Annotated in this window: 22 protein-coding genes; 16 read left to right on the forward strand and 6 right to left on the reverse strand. The window is 62.7% G+C overall.

The genetic code is table 11. From position 1 onward, the window contains the following. Positions 1-20 precede the first annotated feature (20 nt). The 12 genes from ACO08C_RS12275 to ACO08C_RS12330 all read left to right on the forward strand — a co-directional run bounded on the left by ACO08C_RS12275 (position 21) and on the right by ACO08C_RS12330 (position 8,937). Positions 21-503: a Na+/H+ antiporter subunit E gene (locus ACO08C_RS12275; RefSeq protein WP_421785970.1), complete on the forward strand. Its 483-nt coding sequence runs from the start codon at positions 21-23 to the stop codon at positions 501-503. Further along, positions 500-817 (forward strand): monovalent cation/H+ antiporter complex subunit F, encoded by a 318-nt coding sequence (locus tag ACO08C_RS12280; protein WP_421785971.1) that lies wholly within the window; start codon positions 500-502, stop codon positions 815-817. Before ACO08C_RS12275 ends, ACO08C_RS12280 begins: the two co-directional genes overlap by 4 nt. Beyond that, positions 817-1,176 (forward strand): monovalent cation/H(+) antiporter subunit G, encoded by a 360-nt coding sequence (gene mnhG / locus ACO08C_RS12285; protein WP_421785972.1) that lies wholly within the window; start codon positions 817-819, stop codon positions 1,174-1,176. Before ACO08C_RS12280 ends, mnhG begins: the two co-directional genes overlap by 1 nt. Then, on the forward strand, positions 1,173-1,739 hold the full coding sequence (locus ACO08C_RS12290) for a DUF4040 domain-containing protein (protein WP_421785973.1): 567 nt from the start codon (positions 1,173-1,175) through the stop codon (positions 1,737-1,739). The genes mnhG and ACO08C_RS12290 overlap by 4 nt, the downstream gene beginning before the upstream one ends. Next, entirely contained in the window at positions 1,736-2,179 is a 444-nt protein-coding gene (locus tag ACO08C_RS12295; RefSeq protein ID WP_421785974.1) for a Na(+)/H(+) antiporter subunit B, read from the forward strand. Before ACO08C_RS12290 ends, ACO08C_RS12295 begins: the two co-directional genes overlap by 4 nt. Further along, complete coding sequence (locus tag ACO08C_RS12300; protein WP_421785975.1) at positions 2,179-2,712, forward strand: cation:proton antiporter subunit C; 534 nt, start codon at positions 2,179-2,181, stop codon at positions 2,710-2,712. Before ACO08C_RS12295 ends, ACO08C_RS12300 begins: the two co-directional genes overlap by 1 nt. Beyond that, positions 2,712-4,241 carry a monovalent cation/H+ antiporter subunit D family protein gene (locus ACO08C_RS12305; RefSeq protein WP_421785976.1) on the forward strand — a complete coding sequence of 510 codons (1,530 nt, stop codon included), beginning with the start codon at positions 2,712-2,714 and terminating at the stop codon, positions 4,239-4,241. The genes ACO08C_RS12300 and ACO08C_RS12305 overlap by 1 nt, the downstream gene beginning before the upstream one ends. Continuing rightward, a complete protein-coding gene (locus tag ACO08C_RS12310; protein ID WP_421785977.1) occupies positions 4,238-5,698 on the forward strand; it encodes a proton-conducting transporter membrane subunit in 1,461 nt (486 codons plus the stop codon). The genes ACO08C_RS12305 and ACO08C_RS12310 overlap by 4 nt, the downstream gene beginning before the upstream one ends. Position 5,699: 1 nt before the next feature. Further along, complete coding sequence (locus ACO08C_RS12315) at positions 5,700-6,017, forward strand: hypothetical protein (protein ID WP_421785979.1); 318 nt, start codon at positions 5,700-5,702, stop codon at positions 6,015-6,017. Then, positions 6,010-7,725 carry a Na(+)/H(+) antiporter subunit D gene (locus tag ACO08C_RS12320; protein WP_421785980.1) on the forward strand — a complete coding sequence of 572 codons (1,716 nt, stop codon included), beginning with the start codon at positions 6,010-6,012 and terminating at the stop codon, positions 7,723-7,725. The genes ACO08C_RS12315 and ACO08C_RS12320 overlap by 8 nt, the downstream gene beginning before the upstream one ends. A gap of 130 nt (positions 7,726-7,855) precedes the next feature. Next, positions 7,856-8,203, forward strand: coding sequence for a helix-turn-helix domain-containing protein (locus tag ACO08C_RS12325; protein WP_421785982.1), 348 nt, complete (start codon positions 7,856-7,858; stop codon positions 8,201-8,203). Continuing rightward, complete coding sequence (locus ACO08C_RS12330; RefSeq protein ID WP_421785983.1) at positions 8,200-8,937, forward strand: DUF6456 domain-containing protein; 738 nt, start codon at positions 8,200-8,202, stop codon at positions 8,935-8,937. The genes ACO08C_RS12325 and ACO08C_RS12330 overlap by 4 nt, the downstream gene beginning before the upstream one ends. Here ACO08C_RS12330 and ACO08C_RS12335 read toward each other — a convergent pair. From ACO08C_RS12335 to ACO08C_RS12345, 3 genes are all read right to left on the reverse strand, one after another. Beyond that, on the reverse strand, positions 8,934-9,356 hold the full coding sequence (locus ACO08C_RS12335) for a SufE family protein (RefSeq protein WP_421785985.1): 423 nt from the start codon (positions 9,354-9,356) through the stop codon (positions 8,934-8,936). The two genes, ACO08C_RS12330 and ACO08C_RS12335, sit on opposite strands and share 4 nt — an antisense overlap. Before the next feature lie 39 nt (positions 9,357-9,395). Beyond that, positions 9,396-9,677, reverse strand: coding sequence for a hypothetical protein (locus tag ACO08C_RS12340; RefSeq protein WP_421785986.1), 282 nt, complete (start codon positions 9,675-9,677; stop codon positions 9,396-9,398). 202 nt (positions 9,678-9,879) lie between these two features. Then, positions 9,880-10,890: a hypothetical protein gene (locus ACO08C_RS12345; protein WP_421785988.1), complete on the reverse strand. Its 1,011-nt coding sequence runs from the start codon at positions 10,888-10,890 to the stop codon at positions 9,880-9,882. A 215-nt stretch (positions 10,891-11,105) separates the two neighbouring features. Between ACO08C_RS12345 and ACO08C_RS12350 the strand changes: the two genes are divergently transcribed. Beyond that, complete coding sequence (locus tag ACO08C_RS12350) at positions 11,106-12,788, forward strand: sensor histidine kinase (protein ID WP_421785990.1); 1,683 nt, start codon at positions 11,106-11,108, stop codon at positions 12,786-12,788. Here ACO08C_RS12350 and ACO08C_RS12355 read toward each other — a convergent pair. Further along, entirely contained in the window at positions 12,774-13,625 is an 852-nt protein-coding gene (locus ACO08C_RS12355) for a hypothetical protein (RefSeq protein ID WP_421785991.1), read from the reverse strand. The two genes, ACO08C_RS12350 and ACO08C_RS12355, sit on opposite strands and share 15 nt — an antisense overlap. Before the next feature lie 27 nt (positions 13,626-13,652). After that, positions 13,653-15,221 (reverse strand): hypothetical protein, encoded by a 1,569-nt coding sequence (locus ACO08C_RS12360; protein ID WP_421785992.1) that lies wholly within the window; start codon positions 15,219-15,221, stop codon positions 13,653-13,655. 56 nt (positions 15,222-15,277) lie between these two features. Between ACO08C_RS12360 and ACO08C_RS12365 the strand changes: the two genes are divergently transcribed. The 3 genes from ACO08C_RS12365 to ACO08C_RS12375 all read left to right on the forward strand — a co-directional run bounded on the left by ACO08C_RS12365 (position 15,278) and on the right by ACO08C_RS12375 (position 18,469). Continuing rightward, positions 15,278-15,610 (forward strand): DUF1491 family protein, encoded by a 333-nt coding sequence (locus tag ACO08C_RS12365; protein ID WP_421785994.1) that lies wholly within the window; start codon positions 15,278-15,280, stop codon positions 15,608-15,610. A 70-nt stretch (positions 15,611-15,680) separates the two neighbouring features. Continuing rightward, positions 15,681-17,270 carry a peptide chain release factor 3 gene (locus ACO08C_RS12370; protein ID WP_421785996.1) on the forward strand — a complete coding sequence of 530 codons (1,590 nt, stop codon included), beginning with the start codon at positions 15,681-15,683 and terminating at the stop codon, positions 17,268-17,270. Further along, positions 17,267-18,469: a mechanosensitive ion channel family protein gene (locus ACO08C_RS12375; RefSeq protein ID WP_421785998.1), complete on the forward strand. Its 1,203-nt coding sequence runs from the start codon at positions 17,267-17,269 to the stop codon at positions 18,467-18,469. The genes ACO08C_RS12370 and ACO08C_RS12375 overlap by 4 nt, the downstream gene beginning before the upstream one ends. Here ACO08C_RS12375 and ACO08C_RS12380 read toward each other — a convergent pair. Next, positions 18,466-19,551: a DUF2336 domain-containing protein gene (locus ACO08C_RS12380; protein WP_421785999.1), complete on the reverse strand. Its 1,086-nt coding sequence runs from the start codon at positions 19,549-19,551 to the stop codon at positions 18,466-18,468. The genes ACO08C_RS12375 and ACO08C_RS12380 overlap by 4 nt on opposite strands. Positions 19,552-19,562: the final 11 nt, after the last annotated feature.

Genomic DNA, 19,562 nt, shown 5'->3' on the forward strand with positions numbered 1-19,562 from the left:
GCGGAGTTTCGGGAGGACTTATGATCTACGGGGTGAGCCTGAGCCTGGTGCTGGCGCTGCTGTGGTGGGTGCTCTCGGGCTATGACAAGATTGTCCTGCTCTCCTTTGGCGCCGCGAGTGTTGTGATCGCGATGATTCTGGTGCTCCGGATGCGGATCCTCGACCGCGAGACGGCACCGTTTCTGCGCCTTGGCACTTTGATCCCTTATTACACATGGCTTGGCAGCGAGATCGCCAAGGCCAATGTCGGCGTCGTCAAGGCGGCCCTCAAACCGGAAATCGATATCACGCCGCGGCTGGTGCGCGTGCCGGTGGAAGCCGATAGCGACCTGGCGCGCTGCGTTTTCGCGAATTCCATTACACTGACGCCGGGCACGGTGACGGTCGAGATCGAGGATGACGCCTTTCTGGTGCACGCGATCGATGGCAGCTTCACCGCGCCGGAAGGCTTTGCGGAAATGAATGCGAAGGCCGCGCGCGCCACCGATGGAGGCGCGTCATGATGGATTGGGTGAATCTGGCCGGCGTGCTGTCCATGGCGCTGGCGATGGCGATCATGCTGGGGCGCCTGTTCGCCGGGCCGACGCTTTATGACCGGGTCCTGGCCGCGAACTCGTTCGGCACCAAGACCGTGTTGCTGCTGCTGATCTTCAGCCTGCTGGTTGGTCGCGGAGATGGTGTTGATATTGCTTTGCTTTATGCGCTGATCAATTTCATCGCGACGATCGCGATCCTGAAATTCTTCCGCTATCGCTCGCTGGAAATCGCACTCGCACAGATGTCTTTGCGGCGGGCGATTGATGGGGAGGACGAGTGATGGAAGCGCTGCTCCTGATCCGCGACATTGTCAGCATCGCGCTGATGGCCACCGGCATCATTTTCGTGCTGGCCGGGGCGGTCGGCGTGGTCCGTCTGCCGGATTTCTACACACGGATCCATGCGGCCGGCGTAACCGACACGCTGGGCGCGGAGTTGATCGTGCTGTCGCTGATCCTGCAAGCCGGCTTCACGCTGCTGGCGGCTAAGCTTCTGCTGGTCGGTTTTATCCTCTTCCTGACGAGCCCGACCGCCACGCATGCCGTTGCGAATGCGGCGCACCGGGCCGGGCTCAACCCGCTCCTGTCGCGGCATCAGCCGAAGCACCCGCGTGACGCGGACACTGAGGAGGCGTCGTGACCGAGTTCGACTGGACGCAATTGCTCGACTATGCGCTGATGGCGATGCTGGTCAGCGTCGCCATCGCGATCGTGCGGCTGCGCAATTTGTTCGCTGCCGTCATGCTGATGGGCGTTTACAGCCTTTTGTCGGCGGCTTGGTTCGTGTCTTTGGACGCGGTTGACGTAGCCTTCACTGAAGCCGCTGTCGGCGCGGGGATTTCGACCGTGCTGATGCTGGCGGCGATGCTTCTGACCGCGCGCGAAGCCGACCCGGTCGGTGCGGGGCGTCATTGGGCGGCGCTGATCGTGGTATCCGTCACCGGCGCAGCGCTGTTTTATGCGGTTGGCGACATGCCGGTCTATGGCGACATCAATTCGCCGGCAAATTCTGGACCTGGCATGGATTACGTCACCTCGACGCCGAGCGAAGTGGCGATCCCCAATGTGGTGACCGCCGTTCTGGCCAGCTATCGGGGTTTCGATACATTCGGTGAGACGGTCGTGATCTTCGCGGCCGGCCTTGGTGTCATGCTCCTCTTGGGCCTTCGCGGCCGCAAACCCGGCCAGGAGGACAAGCCGTGACCCCGCATCTCGTTCTCCGCGTTGTTTCGAAACTGCTGATCCCGCTGATCGTCGTTTTCGGCCTCTACGTCCATTTCCATGGCGATTACAGCCCGGGCGGGGGCTTCCAGGCCGGCACGATCGTGGCCGCGGGTGTGATCCTCTACGCGCTGATTTTCGGCGTCAGCAACGCCCGCAAGGCGGTGCCGCCGGTGTTCGTGAAATTCCTCGCGGCGTTCGGGGTGCTGCTCTATGGCGGTACGGGCGTCGTCTCGTTTTTCATGGGCATGAATTATCTCGATTATGACGCGCTGCATCCGGACCAGGTCCACAAGACCGGCCAGCATATCGGCATCATCCTGATCGAGCTCGGCGTCCTGACCACGGTGTTTTCCGTCATGATGATGATTTTCTATGCGTTTGCCGGCCGCGCGCCCGACATCCCGGAAGAGGAGTGGTGATGATCGAGATCATCGCGGAACGCTTCAATTTCATCGTTGTCATCATCCTCATGATGACGGGTCTTTATGCCGTGGTGGCGACGGGCAATCTGGTCAAGCGGCTGGTGGGGCTGTCGCTGTTCCAGACCTCGGTTTTTCTGCTCTACATCACAACGAGCAAGGTGTTCGGCGGCCAGCCGCCGATCTTGCCTTATCCGCTGGAATACGGCGATGGTCATGGCGGCGAGGGATATGGCGAAGAAGGCTATGCCGCGGCCACCAGCCATGCGGCGGACCCTGTTCCCGAGGCGCTCGCCGAGCCGGTGCCGGACGATATCGAACCGGTCGCCGATGCGGTCAGCTACAGCGCCGAGGTGATCTATTCCAACCCGTTACCCCACGTACTGATCCTGACGGCGATTGTGGTGGGGGTGGCCACGCTGTCGGTCGGCCTCGCCCTCGTGGTGCGGATCCGCGAGACCTATGGCTCGATCGAGGATGACGCGATCAACAAGGCCGACTATGCGGTGGACAGCGCCGGGGGTAAGAGCTGATGGAGTTTCTGGCTTCCCTGATGCCGGCTGTGGTCACCGAACACGGCGCGGCGCTCATCGTCGTCGTGCCTTTGCTGTCGGCCGCCATTGCCGCGGTGATGCCGAACGGCAAGATCGGCTGGGCTATCGCGCTGATCGCGACGATCGCCTCGGCACTGATCGCCATCAGCATCACCGTCGATGTCCAGGCCAATGGCGTGATATCCTACGCCATGGGCGGCTGGCAGCCGCCGGCCGGGATCGAGTTCCGGATCGATGATCTCAATGCGGTCCTGCTGCTTCTGATCGGGTTTACCGGCGTATTGAGCGTGATCTACGCGCTGCCGAGCGTTGCTGACGAGATTGCCGACAATCGCCAGGCGCTCTTCTATTCGGCTTTCCTCGTCTGCTTTGCCGGCCTTCTGGGCGTGGCGATCACGGGCGACGCCTTCAACATGTTTGTGTTCCTCGAGATCTCGTCGATCTCGACCTATGTCCTCGTCGGCATGGGCGCGTCGCGCGACCGGCGGGCGCTGACGGCGGCCTACAATTATCTCATCCTCGGCACGATTGGCGCGACCTTCTTCGTCATTGGCGTCGGCTTCCTCTACATGGCGACCGGAACGCTGAACATGTTCGACATGGCCGGGCGCATTCCGGAGTTGAGCGACAGCCGCGTGGTGCAGGCGGCCTTCGCCTTCATCATCGTCGGTCTGGGCCTCAAAGCGGCGATGTTCCCGCTGCATCTCTGGCTGCCGAACGCCTACGCCTATGCGCCGAATTTCGTGACGGTCTTCCTGGCAACGACGGCGACCAAGGTGGCCTTCTACACGCTGGTGCGATTCGCGTTTGACGTGTTCTGGCCAGAGGCGACCTTCGTTGCCATCAGCTTCCTGTGGATTTTCGCCATTCTCGGCATCATCGGCATGGTGGTGGCCTCGGTGCAGGCCGTGTTCCAGCACGATGCGCGGCGCTTGCTGGCGTTCTCCTCGGTGGCACAGGTCGGCTATATGATGCTGGGCCTGGGCATCGGCACGCTGGCGGGCGTTTCCGCGGGCATGCTGCATCTTGTCAATCACGCCATGATGAAAGGCGCGCTGTTCATGGCGCTCGGCGCGTTCGCGATCCGCTTCGGCGTCCGCCGTATCTCCGATCTCAACGGGTTCGCACGGTCCATGCCGTTTACCGCCGTCGCATTCACCATTGCGGGGCTAAGCCTCGTCGGCGTCCCGATGACGGTCGGCTTCTGGTCGAAATGGTATCTCAGCGTCGCCGCGTTCGAGAATGGCTGGTGGTGGGCGGTTGCTGTGGTGATCCTATCCTCGCTGATCGGCGCCGCCTACGTGGCGCGGATGCTGGCCGCCATCTGGGTGGCCGAACCGCATCACGACCGGAAAGGCGATATCGCGCATGCCCGCGCGCCTTTGCTGATGCTGGTGCCGATGTGGGTGCTCGCGATCGCCAATGTCTGGTTCTTCTTCGCGCCTGACTTCCTGATATCGCTGACGAATGCGGCTGCCGACGCGGCGCTCGCCGGAGCGACACGATGAGCTGGTCTCCCGAGCTCGCCCTTCTCGCGGCATTGGTCATTCCGCTCATCGGCGGCGTGTTTGTCAGCCTGTTGGGCAAGATGCCCAATCTGCGCGAAGGCGCCACATTGGCCGCGGCCGTGCTGCTGGCGGTGAATGTGGCCTATCTCGTTTCGGTGACGGGCGACCGTCCCGAGCTGATTTATGCAATCGGCGATACTGGCCTGTCTTTCGGCTTCCGCCTGGAGCCGTTGGGAGCTCTGTTTGCGGCGGTGGCGAGCGGGCTCTGGATCGTCAATTCGCTTTATTCCATCGGCTATATGCGCGGGAATAACGAACCGCATCAGACCCGTTTCTACGTCTTTTTCACAATCGCCATTGCCTGCGCCATGGGCGTTGCGCTGGCGTCCAACCTGTTGACGATGTTCCTGTTCTACGAGGCGCTGACGCTGTCGACCTATCCGCTGGTCGCGCACAAGGGCGATGACAAGGCACGGCGCGGGGCGGCCATCTATCTTGCCATCCTGCTCGGCACCTCGATCGGTCTTCTGCTTCCCGCGATCATTGCCACGCAGTTCATCGCCGGGTCGACGGAATTTACCGTTGGCGGCCTGCTGGCATCCGAAGCTTCGCCGCTGGTGGCCAGCGTCCTTTTGATCCTGTTCGCTTTCGGGATCGGCAAGGCCGCCCTGATGCCGGTGCATCCCTGGCTGCCGAACGCCATGGTCGCGCCGACGCCGGTCTCGGCCTTGCTGCACGCCGTGGCCGTCGTGAAGGCCGGTGTTTTCGCGATCCTGAAAGTCGCGACCTACATTTTCGGCCCGGAGCTGATCCAGTCGGCGCCAGCGTCGAGCTGGCTGGCCTGGATCGCGGCGATTTCGATCGTGCTGGCCTCGGTCATCGCGATGTCGAGCAATAATCTCAAACGCCGTCTGGCGTTCTCGACCGTTTCGCAGCTGTCATACGTGACGCTGGGCGCGATGATCGCAGCTCCGCTCGCGCTGCTGGGCGCTGCGCTGCAGATCGTGATGCACGCCTGGGGCAAAATCACGCTCTTCATGTGCGCGGGCGCGATTTATACCGCGACCAAGAAAACCGAGATATCGGACATGCGAGGGCTGGGCCGTTTGATGCCCTGGACGTTTGGCGCGTTTGCGGTTGGCGCTTTCTCGATCATCGGTTTGCCGCCTTTCGGCGGCATGTGGCCGAAACTCTATCTGATGTGGGGCGCCGCCACGACCGGACAGCAGGCGCTGATGGTGGCGTTGATCCTCTCCTCGGTGCTCAATGTTGCCTATCTGCTGCCTATCCCGGGGCGCGGCTTCTTTGATCCGGCGCCCAAGACCGGCTTGAAAAAGCCGGGGCCGGTGTTCGCCGTGCTGCCCCCTGTGATCACGGCTGCCGGCGTGACGGCGCTGTTCTTCCTGATCGGCCCGCTGACCGATTTCCTGGCCCCCGTTTTCGGTTTGGAGCTTTAAAATGAGTGACCCGACCCCCACACCGGAAGCGCCAGCGGGCGACGACAATGTTCATCCCGCGGCCAAGCCGTTTCTGTGGCTGGACACCAAATGGGCCCGCCGCGCGCCATTCTGGATTTTCGGCGGTCTCGCGCTGCTCCTTCTGGTGCTGGAGGCGTTCAGCCCGCTGCATCCTGCCTCGAAATGGGACGACGTTTTCGGCTTCTACGAGATCGAGGGCTTTTTCGGGTTCTGCCTGGCCGTGCTGATGGGCTGGCCGCTGCGCCGTCTGCTCGGCCGTCCGGAAGACTATTACGACCAGGAGGGTGATCATGACTGATCTGATCACCGCGGGCCTATCGCCCGCGCTTCCGGTCATTCTGGCGGGCCTGCTCGCCGCTGTCGTGCCATCCTATGCGGTGCGCAAATCGCTGATGCTGATCGCGCCATTGGCGGCAGCTGCGATCTGGTTCCTGACCCCTGAAGTCGGCATTTTCGGTATCGTCGAATTGGCCGGCTTCACGTTCGAGACTTACCGGTTCGACGCCTTGTCGCGGGTCTGGGGATTGATCTTTATCCTCGTGGTTTTCCTGAATGCGATCTATGCGCTGCACGACCGCGACCGGCTGCAGGATGCGACAACGCTGATCTATTCCGGTGCGGGGCTGGGCGCGGTATTTGCCGGCGACCTCCTGACGCTGTTCTTCTACTGGGAGCTGACGGCGATCAGCTCGGTTTTCCTGATCTGGGCGAGCCGCAACCAGGCCGCTTTCCGTGCCGGGCTGCGCTATCTCGCGATCCACGTCCTGTCGGGCGTGATGCTGCTGGCGGGCGCCATTCTCTACGCCAATCACACAGGCAGCTGGCAGTTCAACGCGATCGACGTCAATGCGCCGGGCGGTCTGTTGATGCTGCTCGCCTTCGGCATCAAGGCGGCCTTCCCCTTGCTGCACAACTGGCTGCAAGACGCCTATCCGAAATCAACGGCGATCGGGGCGGTGGTGCTGTCGGCATTTACGACCAAGCTTGCGATCTATGCGCTGGCGCGCGGTTTCGCCGGGCTCGACATCCTTGTGTGGGTTGGCTCCATCATGGTGGCCTTCCCGGTTTTCTATGCCGTGATCGAGAACGATCTGCGCAGGGTGCTGGCTTATTCGCTCAACAACCAGCTCGGCTTCATGGTGGCGGCCATCGGGGTGGGAACCGAGCTTGGCCTGAACGGCGCCGCAGCGCACGCCTTCGTGCATATCATCTACAAGGCGCTCCTGTTCATGAGCATGGGCGCGGTGTTGTTGCGGGTGGGGCATACCAAGGCGTCGGATCTCGGCGGGCTATACAAGTCGATGCCGTTTACAACCGCCTTCTGTCTCGTTGGAGCGGGGGCAATCTCGGCCTTCCCGTTATTCTCGGGCTTTGTCGCCAAGGCGCTCACGCTCGCGGCCGTAGCCTATGGCGGTTATGAAATCCCGTTTGTTATCCTGGTGTTCGCATCGGCCGGTGTGCTGGAGCATTCCGGGATCAAAATCCCATATTTTGCCTTCTTCCATCACGATAACGGCCACCGCGTAAAGGAAGCGCCGTTCAACATGCTGCTGGCGATGGGGCTGGCATCATTCCTGTGTATCTATCTCGGCGTCAATTACGGTGTCCTCTACGACCTGCTGCCCTATCCGGTGGAGTATGCGCCCTACACGTTCGACCATATTGTCGGACAAATGCAGCTCCTGCTGGCCGCGCTTTTCGCGTTTACCTTCCTGGTCAAGTTCAAGCTTTATCCGGCGGAAAGGCGAACCGTGATTCTCGACACAGACTGGTTCTACCGGCGCGTCGGTGACGGTCTCTTCCGATGGGCCTGGGCGATGGGCGACCGGCTGATGGCCGCGATCGGCAACCGGTTTGGTACCGCCTGCCGGAACGCATCGGGCAAGCTGTTCAATCTGTTCAGTCCGGCCGGGGCGTTAAGCCGCGACGTGCCGAGCGGGATATTGGCGATCTGGACCAGCATCCTTTTAGGACTGGTCATGTTGATCGCCTATCTGGCCGGCTGAGGCTTATCCTCTGTATTTCACGATGCACGCCTAGGTCGCACCTGGACATTTTGATCCATAGATAGGAAAGTTATCCTCACATCGCACGGCTGCGCTTAGGATCGATCCGAAGCGAAAGACGGACATCATCATGTGTGGACAACAATTCCTGGAAAGAGACCTGGCGCGGGCCCGGCTGGCGCGTGAGGCGGTGGCATTCGCGTTCAACGTTCCGCCGGATGAGATCGCCGCACCGACCCGGCGCTCCTCGCGCGTCGCTTTCGCCCGGCAGGTGGCGATGTATCTCGCCCATGTGGCGTTCGAGTTGAACCTGGCGCGGGTCGGGCAGGCTTTCGGCCGCGACCGCTCGACAGCGTCTTACGCCTGCCAGATTGTCGAGGACCGGCGGGACGATCCTGCTTTCGACGCCTGGCTCGACGGTTTGGAAGACTGTCTGCGCACCGCGCCAGATCCAATGATCCTGGACGTGCTGCAATGAGCGCCTCGCCACGCTGGATCAAGCGGCTGGCGGTCCCCGGCGCGCGGCTGCGCGCCGTGCCGGGCCGGCCGGATGACTTTGTCGTGCTGCCGGGCGGCGATTTGCGCCGGCGGCCGCTGGCGAAGGTCAGTGCCGATGCCGTCCGGCAAGCTCGCGGCGAGGGCTGGATCGCAGGGAATATGGAAAACGGCTTCGTCCTCGCTTATGCGCCGGAAGCGCTGGCGATCCGCCAAAGCGGCGATTTCGCGGCGCCGCACAGTCAGACCGAAAACCGGGCGGTTGCCAGCGATGATGGCGAGGTCCGGCACCACCTGGTCAATATCGCCGATTCTCCGCTGGCGCGCTGGCGCAAGCCGCGCGGGAAGGCCGTTAAAGCCTGGCTTAGCGCCGGGGAATTCGAGGCCGGTGAGAGATTGCGTGGCGATTTCCACAGATCGACACTCAGCGAGCGCATCACGTCGGATTGGGACAGCTATCTGACGCCGGTTCGCGGCGGGCAAGGCGGACGGGGCGTGGAGGACGCGCCGCCATCGGCGCTGGCGGCGAAGGCGCGGGTACAAGCCGCGCTTGATGCGGTCGGGCCGGGGTTTGACCGGGTTCTGTCCTCGGTCTGCCTGCGCGAGTTGGGGCTGGAAGCCTTCGAGCAGGACGAAGCCTGGCCACGGCGATCGGGCAAGGTGGTGCTGAAGCTGGCGTTACAGCGGCTCGCGCGGTTTTACGGCCTGCCGGCTTAGGCGGCGATCCCGGCTTCGGTGCGGATGCGGGCGATCATTGCGTTGAGCCCGTTTGAACGCTGTGGCGAGAGATGCTCCGACAATCCGATCCGCGACAGGACTTCGCGCGCATCGATATCGCCGATCTCGTCAGGATGACGTCCGGAAAAGAGGCGGACGAGGAGGGCGGCGAGGCCCTTCACGATATGGGCGTCAGAATCCGCGCGGAAGCGGAAGGTGTCGCTGCCGGATTCGTCAATGACGAGCCAGACGCGGCTGGCGCAGCCCTTGACGCGATTGTCCTCGGTTTTCTCACCCTCTAGCAAGGCTGGCATTTCGCGACCGAGATCGATCAGATAGCGGTAGCGCGACTCCCAGTCGTCGAGGAATTCGAATTCCTCGACCAGAGCATCAATATCGGCTTCGGTTTCCGGCTGCATAGGCGGCAAATATAATGCCGCTGCGGCGGGAACAAGGGATCAGGAGGTTTCGGCTGCAGTCGTTTCGCGTTCGTCGAGCCAGTTTTCGACGCGTGACAGGGTCTCGTCGGTGGCAATCGAAACGAGACCACCGGCCTCGCCGGCCATGTCGCAGAGTGCGGGGAGATCGGCGCAGACCTGCTGGAGCCGTTGTCCCTGCGCGATCACCTGGCTGATCTCGTCCGGTGTTTCCATCCCGTCGCTGGAGACCAGGCCGACAGGCGCAAAGGCCGCCACTACGGCGATCCAGAATGCAGCGCGGAATAGAAATCCAATCGGCACGGCCACTCGTCTCCTTCGATGCACAGTTCTCCCAGTGCAAGAAAGAGGCTAGCCAAAGCCTCGCCGGTTTTCCAATAATTCCCGATTTGATGACCAATAAAGCCAAAAACGGATCCGACGAATTCTAATAAATAAAATGCCGGGATGTTTTTTTACTGTGTGTTTACCCTGTTCCGGATCGGGACTGCCAGCCCGCGACCGGTCAGTCCCGCCGCGCCTGCGCCGCTTCGAGACACTGTGAAACGTCCAGCAGGGCGTGTTGGGCGATGCAGAAAGAGTCCTCGTATTCGAAATGGGCGGCGGCCACGCACTGCGCGAGATTGACCCGTGCCCATTCGATACAGCGCTGGGCGAGCGGGTCGGCCAGCAGGGTCTGCAGCGAATCTTCGGTAAAGCGGTTGTCGTCGCCGATCGCCCGCAGCGCGGCGATTGACAGGATGCGGCCGACGCGCACGCGGTCGGGCTCGTAAGGCACGTCGGGATCCAGACTTAGATTGGGGGTCGAGGGCGGCAGGCTCGGCATCGGGCGCGATGCGAACATGCTGGACGCCGAGCCGATATCCGTTTCGCTGACGAACTGGGTAGAGAACAGGTCGGTGGCCAGAGGCGCCGCGATGCTGTCCGCATCGCGCAGAGCGGCGAGGCGGTTCTGGCGGTCGCGCGCCACAGCGTTGGCCCAGCGCTCGCTTTGCAAATCATAGGCGGCGAGGCGGAATTGCTGGCCGATCTCGGCGATTTCTGCGGAGTCTTCCTCGATTGCATCGATCACCGAGTCGCTGGCCTGGTCGGCATAGCGGAAAGCGCCGGCATAGGCCGGATCGTTGGCGAGAGCGGCCACCGCGGCATCGCGGCCGTAATAGTCGGCGACATCGCGCACATCGTCGAGGAATTGCGGATGCTGTTCGGCGATCAGCGAGGAATAGGCCAGCCAGGCACGGACCAGACGTTCTCGGGCGAGATAGACGGCAAGCTCGTCCATCGATTGGTCGAGCACGGCCCCGGACGTGATTTCGCGCTGGCGGATCTCGCCGAGCGTGCGGTGAAATCCGGCATATTGGCTGGCGGATCGCAGGACAATATCGTCTTCGTTTGTGCGCGCGGGGGTCTCGGCGGCGTCGAGCCGCAAGACCGGCTGATCCTGGGGCGTTGTGGCGGGCCCGCTATCTTGGGTGGCGGCCAAAAGGGCGAGCGCTGACAACACGGCGTTAAACACGATCTAATTCTCCTTTGCCCCGCAGGCGGCGAATGCCGTATTCTGACCCGACTGACACGAGAGCGCCAGCCGCCAGTTCAACTTCTTTCATCGGGCTTGACGAATGGTTGCGTTAACGAAATCGCGGCGCGGATTAACTTCTTGTTAAACGGTGGCGGAAAGGCTCGTGATGTGGCTCCTTGCCGAGTCGCCCCTCATGGAGACGAGCGCGGATCATGCGGCTGATCAAGAGCATTCTCGACCAAGGCGGACGGATCACGCATCTGGCGTGGGTCGGCACTCTCGCGGCCGTATCCCCCCTCGTGATCACAGCATCGCCGGCGGGATCTGTCCTGACCGCCACAGCGCTCGGAGCGGCGGCCTTGCCTGGAATCGCCGGCGTGATCTTTGCGCACCGGAAGACGTCAGCGTTCGGCACGCTTGTCCTGACATTGCTCTGGGTGTCGCTGGCGGCATCGGCGGCTGTGGCCAGTGGCGGCATGGCCGGACCGGGTGCGATGATCTTTCTGCTGCCGGTTGCGGCGATGGCCTCTTTCGCCAACCGGCGTGGCGTCATTGAAAGCGCTGCCTTGTCCGGCATGACGGCAGTGCTGATCGGCGGGCTTCAACTGGCCGGATTGCTGCCGGTTTCGACCGCGGCGATTGGCGTTCTGGCGCCGGGTTTTGTCGCCTGCCTGGCGGTGTATTCCCTCGGATTTTTGTTCCCGGCGATCCGGTTGCTGCGGCGGCGCGCCATCCTGAACGCGGTGGCACACCGGCATAACCAGCGCAGCCGGGCGTTCCGGCGGGCACCGGTCGCGCTGATTGCCGACAAGCGCGGCGACATTGTCGCGGCTTCGGATGTCACCCACAGAATGATGCCCGGGCTGCCGAAGGACATTGCCGGATTGCCGCTAACCGACCTTGCCTACGATATGGCTGACAAGACGGCTTTTGCCGGGGCTGGCGAGCGCCTCGTGACCTTGCGCATCAGAGGGGCCGACGGCGTTCCGGAAACCGTGGCAATATTCCGCTCGGCATCCGGGGTTACCGCGATCATGCCGCAAAATCGCGGCATGGCCGCGGACATGGAGCTGGATCTGCGCCGTGAACGCGATAACGCGATCGCGGAAAACCAGGCCAAGTCCGAATTCCTGGCCTCGGTCAGCCATGAAATCCGGACCCCGCTGAACGCAATTATCGGTTTTTCAGACGCGATGAAGTCGCGCCTGTTCGGGCCGATCCCGGCGAAATATGCCGAATACGCCGATCTGATCCATGAGAGCGGGCGGCATCTGCTTGAGCTGATCGGCGATGTGCTCGACCTTTCGAAGATCGAGGCCGACAGCTATTCGCTGGTCAAGGAAGACTTCAATGCCGCAGACGTGATCGATCTGTGCGTGCGCATGCTGTCGCAGCGGGCCGTTGATGCGGGCATCGAGATCGAAACGGATATGCCGGCTGATCTGCCGGTGTATGCCGACCGGCGTGCCTTCCGGCAGATCCTGCTGAATCTCCTATCAAATGCCGTGAAGTTCACACCGGCGGGCGGTGCGGTGGTCGTCCTCGCCAAGGCCGAAAACGGACAGTTGACCGTTGCGGTGGGCGACAGCGGTCCAGGCATTGCGGCGGACGAGCTGGATCGGCTCGGCGAGCGCTATCAGCAGGCGTCTACCGCCCATACCTCCGCAGAGCGCGGGTCGGGCCTCGGCCTGTCGCTGGTCAAGGCGCTGGCGCAAATGCATGGCGGTGAGATGGCGATCGACAGCGCGCTGGGCGAAGGGACCACGGTCTCGGTCAGTCTGCCGGTGGTGGCGGAACGCGAAGACGCCCCGGCTGACATGCAGCCGCTGGAAGTGCATACGCGCATCCAGCGCGCGCAGACGGCAGGCGAAACCCTGATCTCATCGGCCGGCTGACAGGTCCCGCGACGAGCGGATAAAGGCCAAAGCCGCGGCGAAATCGCCGACACCGAGATAAGCCTCGAATACCGGTTCGCCTAGCGCGCTGAACGCCTCAATGCGGATGGCTTCGCGGGGATCGAGCGCGGTCAGCGCTTCAAGTGTTTGATCTGTAAAACGGAACAGTTCCGCTTCGCCGGAGCGGTGCCGGGAAGCCGGCAGATGCCGGGCGACTGCGTCCGGCGGGGGCACGAAATTTGTCCAGCCCGGAAGGCCTTCCGGGCTCAGCAAGCCGCCCAAGGTCGAATCGTGGAGGCCGGGCATTTCCGCCGGATCGCGCATGATCAGCGCCAGCGACGCGATATCCGCATTGGCCGGTGTCGCGACGGTCAGCGCGGCGTCGCCGTCCAGCTGGTAAAGACCGGCCTGGACCGGCGGTGTGCTCGACACAATACTGGTGATCAGCCAGCTGTCATAGGCATACGGGCGGGAGGCTTGCCAGGGCGAGGGCGCGCCGGTGAAGGTTTGAGCGCGCTCAAGTTGCCAGGCGGCAAAAGCGGACCGGATATCCGCCGCGAGCGCACTGACGCCTTCATCGTCGCACGGTCGATTTCCGGCATTCCGCGTGACGCGGTCATAGCTGTGGTCGATCTCATGCGGCGTGTAGCCTTCACGCAGAAGATCGCCGCGGACCTGAAGATAGGCACCGTCCAGTGCCATCCTTTCACTGCCGGAAAAGAGCGCGCAGCGGTCGTCCAGCGCGCGGGCCAATGCCCTTTGCGCAAATGAGTCGCGAGCGGTCTGCGCGTCGGCGCCTGCGCTCATGAGCGCAAGGCTTGCCAGTAGAAGGCGCATGCTTTCCTCCGGTTGTTAGGCCGGAAGCTAGCGCCAACCCCTTGATTTGTCGTTTACGCGGCGGCTGCGCCAGACACCGCGCAGAACAAACAACATGGTCAGCAAGAAGAGAAAGAAGGCGACCTCGCGCATGCTGAAATCCGGCAGGCCGAGCCGCTGCGCCACGGTGGGCGTGCCTTCGACGCTGTAGTCATACCCGGTCACGCCATCTTCATCCCAAAGCGCGGCCCGTCCGGTCAGGGCTCCCCAGTGTGCGGAGCGCGAAAGTATTTCAGAGGCGCGATTGAAGCTCGACGCCTGTGGTGCCGTAAATCCGGCAATCCAGCGGCTGGGATTGGACGGGTCGGTGAATACGGTTGCAACCCCGGCCGGATGGCTGTCGCCATGAGCATAGGCCGCTGACGACAGGCGGAGGCCGCTACGGTGGCCGGCCTGTGTCGCGGCCTCCCGCAAGGCGGTGCGAAACTCGACCGGCGCTCCCAACAGCAAGTTCCGATCGGAAAGGGCGCCGGCGCCGATAAAGACGACGTGCCGGTTTTCGGGTGCCGCATTGCTGTCATCGCCATACCAGGCATAGATCCAGGCGGTCTGATGGGCGATTGCCGTGCGCGCCATGATCGACAGCGCGCCGAGGCGTTGTTCGCCATCCCCTTCGGTGATCACGATCGCGGTCTGAGCGCCGCGCCCGTCGCCGAACGGGGCGCGCGCCTCGGCAAATTCCCGAAGTGTGGTTCCGCGCGGTGCCAAGCGCGTATTTTCGCGTCCGATAGCAGCGGCAGACAGGGCATCGGCGACGGAAAAGCGCGTGTCCGCCTGGCGAAGAGAGCGGCTGGCAAACAGCCGGGCCGCGGTTTCAAGATCCTGCTGGTGTCGGCCGGCCAGGATAATTTCGGGCACGTCAGTATGGGCGAAACGTATTTCGGCGCCGCCATTGTCTGGACCGATATCGTAACGGATCCGCAGGTCGGCGGCTTCGGCGGTTGCGACAAAGGCCGGCACGCGCCCCATGCGAAGGGCTGTGCCCTGGGCAACGATCGCTTCGACCGTTACATCGCGGCCGATATCCTCGATATGAATATCTCCCGGTGGCGGAATGTCGGCGGCCAGCGCCGCTTCGACGTCTGACAGCGAGCCCAGCGCACCGTCGATCCGATAAGCGAGGCGCAGCCGGGAGTGCGCTGCATCAAGGCGCCAGCCCGTGGTCTCGTCATCTTCCAGGGCGAGGGTGATAATGTTAGTGCCCGGCGACAAGACATGCGGTGGCAATTCGATTTCGGCCGTCATCGCGGCCGGGCTCGGAGCGATACGGACGGCACGGCTGTCATTGACCACCACGATCAGTCCGGGTGCGTCATCGCCCAACGGCTCCAGGCCAAGGAATAGCCGGCCATCAAGCGGGCTGGCCTGGGGTGAAATGGCGAACTGCACCCTGCCGTCACCCGATTCAGGATCAATGATCAGATCGGTGACAGAATGGGACAGATTCGTAAGCGGTGTTTCGATCGTGGACGTTTCTTCGGAGCTTTGCGCAGACGCGCTTGCGGCCATCAGGCCAGCGATAGCCCAAAGAATACAACGCACAACACGATCTGACATGATACGCTCCCCACCCATTTACATATTATTAAGCAATTGACCGGCCATCAATGAAAATGAGTCAAATTAAGGCAGAAATCTGGGTGCAGGCGCTGCTAAGACGCGCACAGGTTGAAGGTGTCATGGGCGGCGTGCTGACACGTGGCGACCCTGATGCCGGCGCGGTATTGTTGCGCGTGGCGCGTCTCGACGGCACGGCGGAACTCTATGCGCCGGCGCGCGATCTGGACGGCAACCGCATCTGGATGCGTCCGCTGGGAAACGAGGCGGTGCCGGAAGCCGATATCGACGATTATTGCCGCCGCCGGCTTAACGATGATCCGGATCTCTGGGTGGTCGAGCTCGAAGACCGGCGGGGCCGGCATTTTCTGACGGAACCCGTCGAATAGGCAGTGCAGGCTTGCATCTGTGGGCTGTCCCCGTTACCTCCGCGCGGGTTCAGCAACGATCCAGACATAGATGAGCACTTCGAACACCAATGGCGAATGGTCCAAGCGCCGGACCTACGCGATTATCTCCCATCCGGACGCCGGTAAGACGACGCTGACGGAAAACCTGCTTTATGCAGCAGGCTCGATCCGCCTGGCTGGCCAGGTGCGGGCGCGAGGTGAGAACCGCCGCACACGCTCGGACTGGATGAAGATCGAACAGGACCGTGGCATTTCCGTCTCGGCCTCGGTCATGACCTATGAGCACAAGGGACTGACGTTCAACCTGCTCGACACGCCGGGCCACGAAGACTTCTCGGAAGACACCTATCGTACGCTGACAGCCGCCGACAGTGCGATCATGGTGCTGGATGCGGCCCGTGGCGTGGAGCCGCGGACGCTGAAACTGGTCGAGGTCTGCCGGTTGCGGGATATTCCGATCCTGACCTTTATCAACAAGCTCGACCGGGAGGCGCTGGCCCCCGAAGCTCTGCTTGATGACATTCAGGACAAGCTGGCGCTCGATACGGCGCCGATGCAGTGGCCGGCCGCTTCCGGTCAACGCTTCGGCGGGGTGATGGACCTGGCGCGTGACCAGTTCATTCCCTTCCGCCCGGAAGAGGGCGAGATGGCGTCAGGGGCGCCGGTCCCGGCGGGGGACGTAGAAAGCCTGCTGTCCGACGATGTCTATGCGGAGCTGTCCGAAGGCGTCGACATGGCCCGCGAGCTGTGTCCGCCCTTCAATCAGCGATCCTATGAGGAAGGGCATCTGACACCGGTCTATTTCGGATCCGCGCTGCGCCGTTTCGGCATTGTCGAACTGCTCGACGCGCTGGCCGAAATGGCGCCAGGACCGCAGGTCGAGAAAGCCGTGGTCAAGAAAACCGAGCGCGAGGTCGCGCCGGACGACAAGGAAGTCTCGGGCTTCGTGTTCAAGGTGCAGGCGAACATGGATCCGAACCACCGCGACCGCGTGGCCTTTGTCCGCCTGACATCGGGGCGGTTCAAGCGCGGTATGAAGCTGAAAACCGACAAGGGCCGGTCACTGACCGTGTCCTCGCCGATCATGTTCTTTGCGCAGGACCGGGAGATTGCTGACGAGGCTTTCGCGGGCGATGTCATCGGCATTCCCAATCATGGCTTGCTGCGGGTCGGCGACAGTCTTAGCGAGAGCGGGGAAGTACTGTTCGCCGGCATTCCGAACTTTGCGCCGGAAATCCTGCGGCGCGCGCGCCTCGCCGATCCGCTGAAGGCAAAACACCTCAAGAAAGCGCTGGAATCCCTGGCCGAAGAAGGCGTCACGCAGCTGTTCCGCCCGATCATTGGCGGCGACTTCATCGTTGGCGCGGTGGGACAGCTGCAGATCGAGGTGATGGCCGAACGCGTGTCGGCGGAATACGGAATCGACGTGACGTTCGAGGCGGCGCCTTACGAGACCGCGCGCTGGCTCTCGGGACCGGATGCCGAGATCGAGAAGTTCGGCGACCGCCATAAAAGCGCCATGGCCGAAGACATTGACGGTGACCCGGTTTTTCTTGCGAAATCGGCCTGGGAGGTCGGTTATTCCGAGGAGAAGTGGCCGGACATCGCATTCCTGCGGGCGAAGGAACGAAACCGATGAGTGCGAACGACACCACGCTGGTTGAGCAAAGCGCAGAGGCGGCGAACGAGTTCTGGACGCTGGTCATCGACGTCTGGAATACGAGCTTTCTCGGCGCTTCTGTGGGGCAGGGGCTTCTGGCGATCCTGGCCATCCTTGGCGGTCTGCTGTTGCGCGGGCTGGTGGCGACATGGCTCGTTGCGCTCTTGCGGCGGCTGGTGCGGCGGACCCAGACAGAGCTTGACGATGCGGTCGTCGATGCGCTGGCCGGGCCGTTCCAACTGGTACCGGTCGTCCTCGGCGTGTTCGTCGCGACCCTGATCCTCGGCTATGGCGGTGCCGAGACCATTGGGGCGCGGATTACCCAGTCTTTGATAGCCATCTCGTTGTTCTGGGCGCTGCATAACGCGGTCACGCCCGTCGCCAACGGGCTCGACGTGATCACGTCATCGCTGACGCCGGTCATGATCGACTGGATGACGAAGGCGATGCGCATCCTGTTCATCATTATCGGTGCCGCGGCGGTTCTAGAAATCTGGTCGATCCCGGTCGGCCCGATTGTCGCCGGCCTCGGCCTGTTCGGCGTCGCGGTGGGCCTGGGTGCGCAGGATCTGTTCAAAAATCTGATTGCCGGGGTTCTGATCCTGACTGAGCGGCGTTTCCTGCCGGGCGATTGGGTGATGGTCGACGGCGTCGTCGAGGGCACGGTCGAGAAGATTAATTTCCGCTCGACGGTCGTGCGGCGGTTCGACAAGGGGCCGGTCTATGTGCCGAACGCGAAATTGTCGGACAATGCCGTCACCAATTTCTCGCGCATGACGCATCGCCGCATCAGCTGGGTGATCGGGGTGGAATACAAGACGACCACCGAACAGCTTGCCTATATCCGCGACAAGACGCTGGATTATGTGCTCAACCATCCGGAATTCGCCAAGCCGCCGGAAGTGACGACCTTCATGCGGGTCGATTCCTTCGGGCCGTCCTCGATCGACTTCAAGCTCTATGCCTTCACCGTCACCACCAACTGGACGGAGTGGCTGCGGATCAAGGAAGCCCTGGCGTTCGAGCTCAAGAAGATCGTGGAAGAGGCCGGGACCGGCTTCGCCTTCCCGTCGCAGACCCTCTACATGGATGACGGGTCCGAGGTCTTTCTGCCGCCGGAATTGCAGGCCGAGCAGGCGCAGCGCGCGACTGCCGATGACGGCAAGGGCGACGGTTAGGCGGCTTCGGCTTTCTTGCGCAGGAGCATGAAGCGCATCGCGCGCTGGGCTTCGCGTTCCGAAAGTTCATCGAAGATGCGGCCGTATTCGCGGGCATCGCGCAGGGCATCGCCGTTTCCGGCGTTGCGCAAAACGGCGAGCGTCACGAACAGCGAACGGTCCAGCCCGCCGGCGCGGCATACCAGGCAGAGCGGGTCGATGCTCGGGCTTTCGAGCGCCTGTTTGGCGGTGGCGAGATCAATATCGGTCAGGACGGCAAGGCCGGCTGCGCAGCGCAGGATGTGACCTTCACGCAGCAGTTTGACGACCAGGGCTCCGTCCAGCTGGCGGCGCAACTTCATGCCGTTGATGAAGCGCCGCGCTTCGTCAACATCCTTGTCGCCGGACAGGCGCGCTTCGAGGCGGGCGTGAGAGGCGTCGATCGCTTGTTGAAGCTCGTTAGGATCAATGCCGTCAAACTTCTCGAGGATGCGGTCGCGAAGGCGGGTTTCAACAACGGCCATCAAATCATTGAGCAGGTCGGTCGGCATTTCCCGCCGATCGACCAGCGGGGCATGCAGATCCGGATTCACCTCCGCGCGTTCGGTGATCGTTTCGAACGCTTCGCGTGAAATCTGCGCGCCGCGATTGCGGACCAGCGAGACCACGACATTGTCGTCGCCGCGGCGCACGATGGTGTCGGACACCGCTTCGGGTACGGCCTCGCGGCGGGTGATGGCTTCGAGATGCGAGCCGCTGCTTTCCTGGGCGATGGCGAGGAGGTCTTCGTCGGTAAGGGCGGCGGATTTCTGCAGGATCGGCGCCGCCACATCGATCACGTCGCGCGCCAATTGCAGGACCAGGCCATGCGGGGCTTCCGGTGCGTCGGCGAAGCGGGCGGCCAGCTCTTCGCGGGCGTCTTGAGCGGTGTCGGCCGCCAAGCGCGAGAGGACGGCGTCATACTCGGAATGAGCCGCAGACCGGATCGCCGGTGTTGCGTCGAAAAAGTGATGGGTCACCTCGCGCAACAATTGACGCCGCCGGTCGCTGGATTTTTCCTTCGCAAGATCAACCAGTTTATGGAGGTTCGTTTCGACTGTCATGAAGCCCGCCG

The sequence above is a fragment of the Hyphobacterium sp. genome, from assembly GCF_965229905.1.
Lineage (GTDB): Bacteria > Pseudomonadota > Alphaproteobacteria > Caulobacterales > Maricaulaceae > Hyphobacterium.

Bases quoted from the DNA above. Each gene is read 5' to 3' on its own strand.
- ACO08C_RS12325 (WP_421785982.1), top strand. From the start codon at position 7,856: ATGTGTGGACAACAATTCCTGGAAAGAGACCTGGCGCGGGCCCGGCTG.
- ACO08C_RS12320 (WP_421785980.1), top strand. From the start codon at position 6,010: ATGACTGATCTGATCACCGCGGGCCTATCGCCCGCGCTTCCGGTCATT.
- ACO08C_RS12365 (WP_421785994.1), top strand. From the start codon at position 15,278: ATGAGTCAAATTAAGGCAGAAATCTGGGTGCAGGCGCTGCTAAGACGC.
- ACO08C_RS12280 (WP_421785971.1), top strand. From the start codon at position 500: ATGATGGATTGGGTGAATCTGGCCGGCGTGCTGTCCATGGCGCTGGCG.
- ACO08C_RS12355 (WP_421785991.1), bottom strand. From the start codon at position 13,625: ATGCGCCTTCTACTGGCAAGCCTTGCGCTCATGAGCGCAGGCGCCGAC.
- ACO08C_RS12300 (WP_421785975.1), top strand. From the start codon at position 2,179: ATGATCGAGATCATCGCGGAACGCTTCAATTTCATCGTTGTCATCATC.
- mnhG (WP_421785972.1), top strand. From the start codon at position 817: ATGGAAGCGCTGCTCCTGATCCGCGACATTGTCAGCATCGCGCTGATG.
- ACO08C_RS12360 (WP_421785992.1), bottom strand. From the start codon at position 15,221: ATGTCAGATCGTGTTGTGCGTTGTATTCTTTGGGCTATCGCTGGCCTG.
- ACO08C_RS12330 (WP_421785983.1), top strand. From the start codon at position 8,200: ATGAGCGCCTCGCCACGCTGGATCAAGCGGCTGGCGGTCCCCGGCGCG.
- ACO08C_RS12335 (WP_421785985.1), bottom strand. From the start codon at position 9,356: ATGCAGCCGGAAACCGAAGCCGATATTGATGCTCTGGTCGAGGAATTC.
- ACO08C_RS12380 (WP_421785999.1), bottom strand. From the start codon at position 19,551: ATGACAGTCGAAACGAACCTCCATAAACTGGTTGATCTTGCGAAGGAA.
- ACO08C_RS12315 (WP_421785979.1), top strand. From the start codon at position 5,700: ATGAGTGACCCGACCCCCACACCGGAAGCGCCAGCGGGCGACGACAAT.
- ACO08C_RS12370 (WP_421785996.1), top strand. From the start codon at position 15,681: ATGAGCACTTCGAACACCAATGGCGAATGGTCCAAGCGCCGGACCTAC.
- ACO08C_RS12350 (WP_421785990.1), top strand. From the start codon at position 11,106: ATGCGGCTGATCAAGAGCATTCTCGACCAAGGCGGACGGATCACGCAT.
- ACO08C_RS12275 (WP_421785970.1), top strand. From the start codon at position 21: ATGATCTACGGGGTGAGCCTGAGCCTGGTGCTGGCGCTGCTGTGGTGG.
- ACO08C_RS12310 (WP_421785977.1), top strand. From the start codon at position 4,238: ATGAGCTGGTCTCCCGAGCTCGCCCTTCTCGCGGCATTGGTCATTCCG.
- ACO08C_RS12305 (WP_421785976.1), top strand. From the start codon at position 2,712: ATGGAGTTTCTGGCTTCCCTGATGCCGGCTGTGGTCACCGAACACGGC.
- ACO08C_RS12375 (WP_421785998.1), top strand. From the start codon at position 17,267: ATGAGTGCGAACGACACCACGCTGGTTGAGCAAAGCGCAGAGGCGGCG.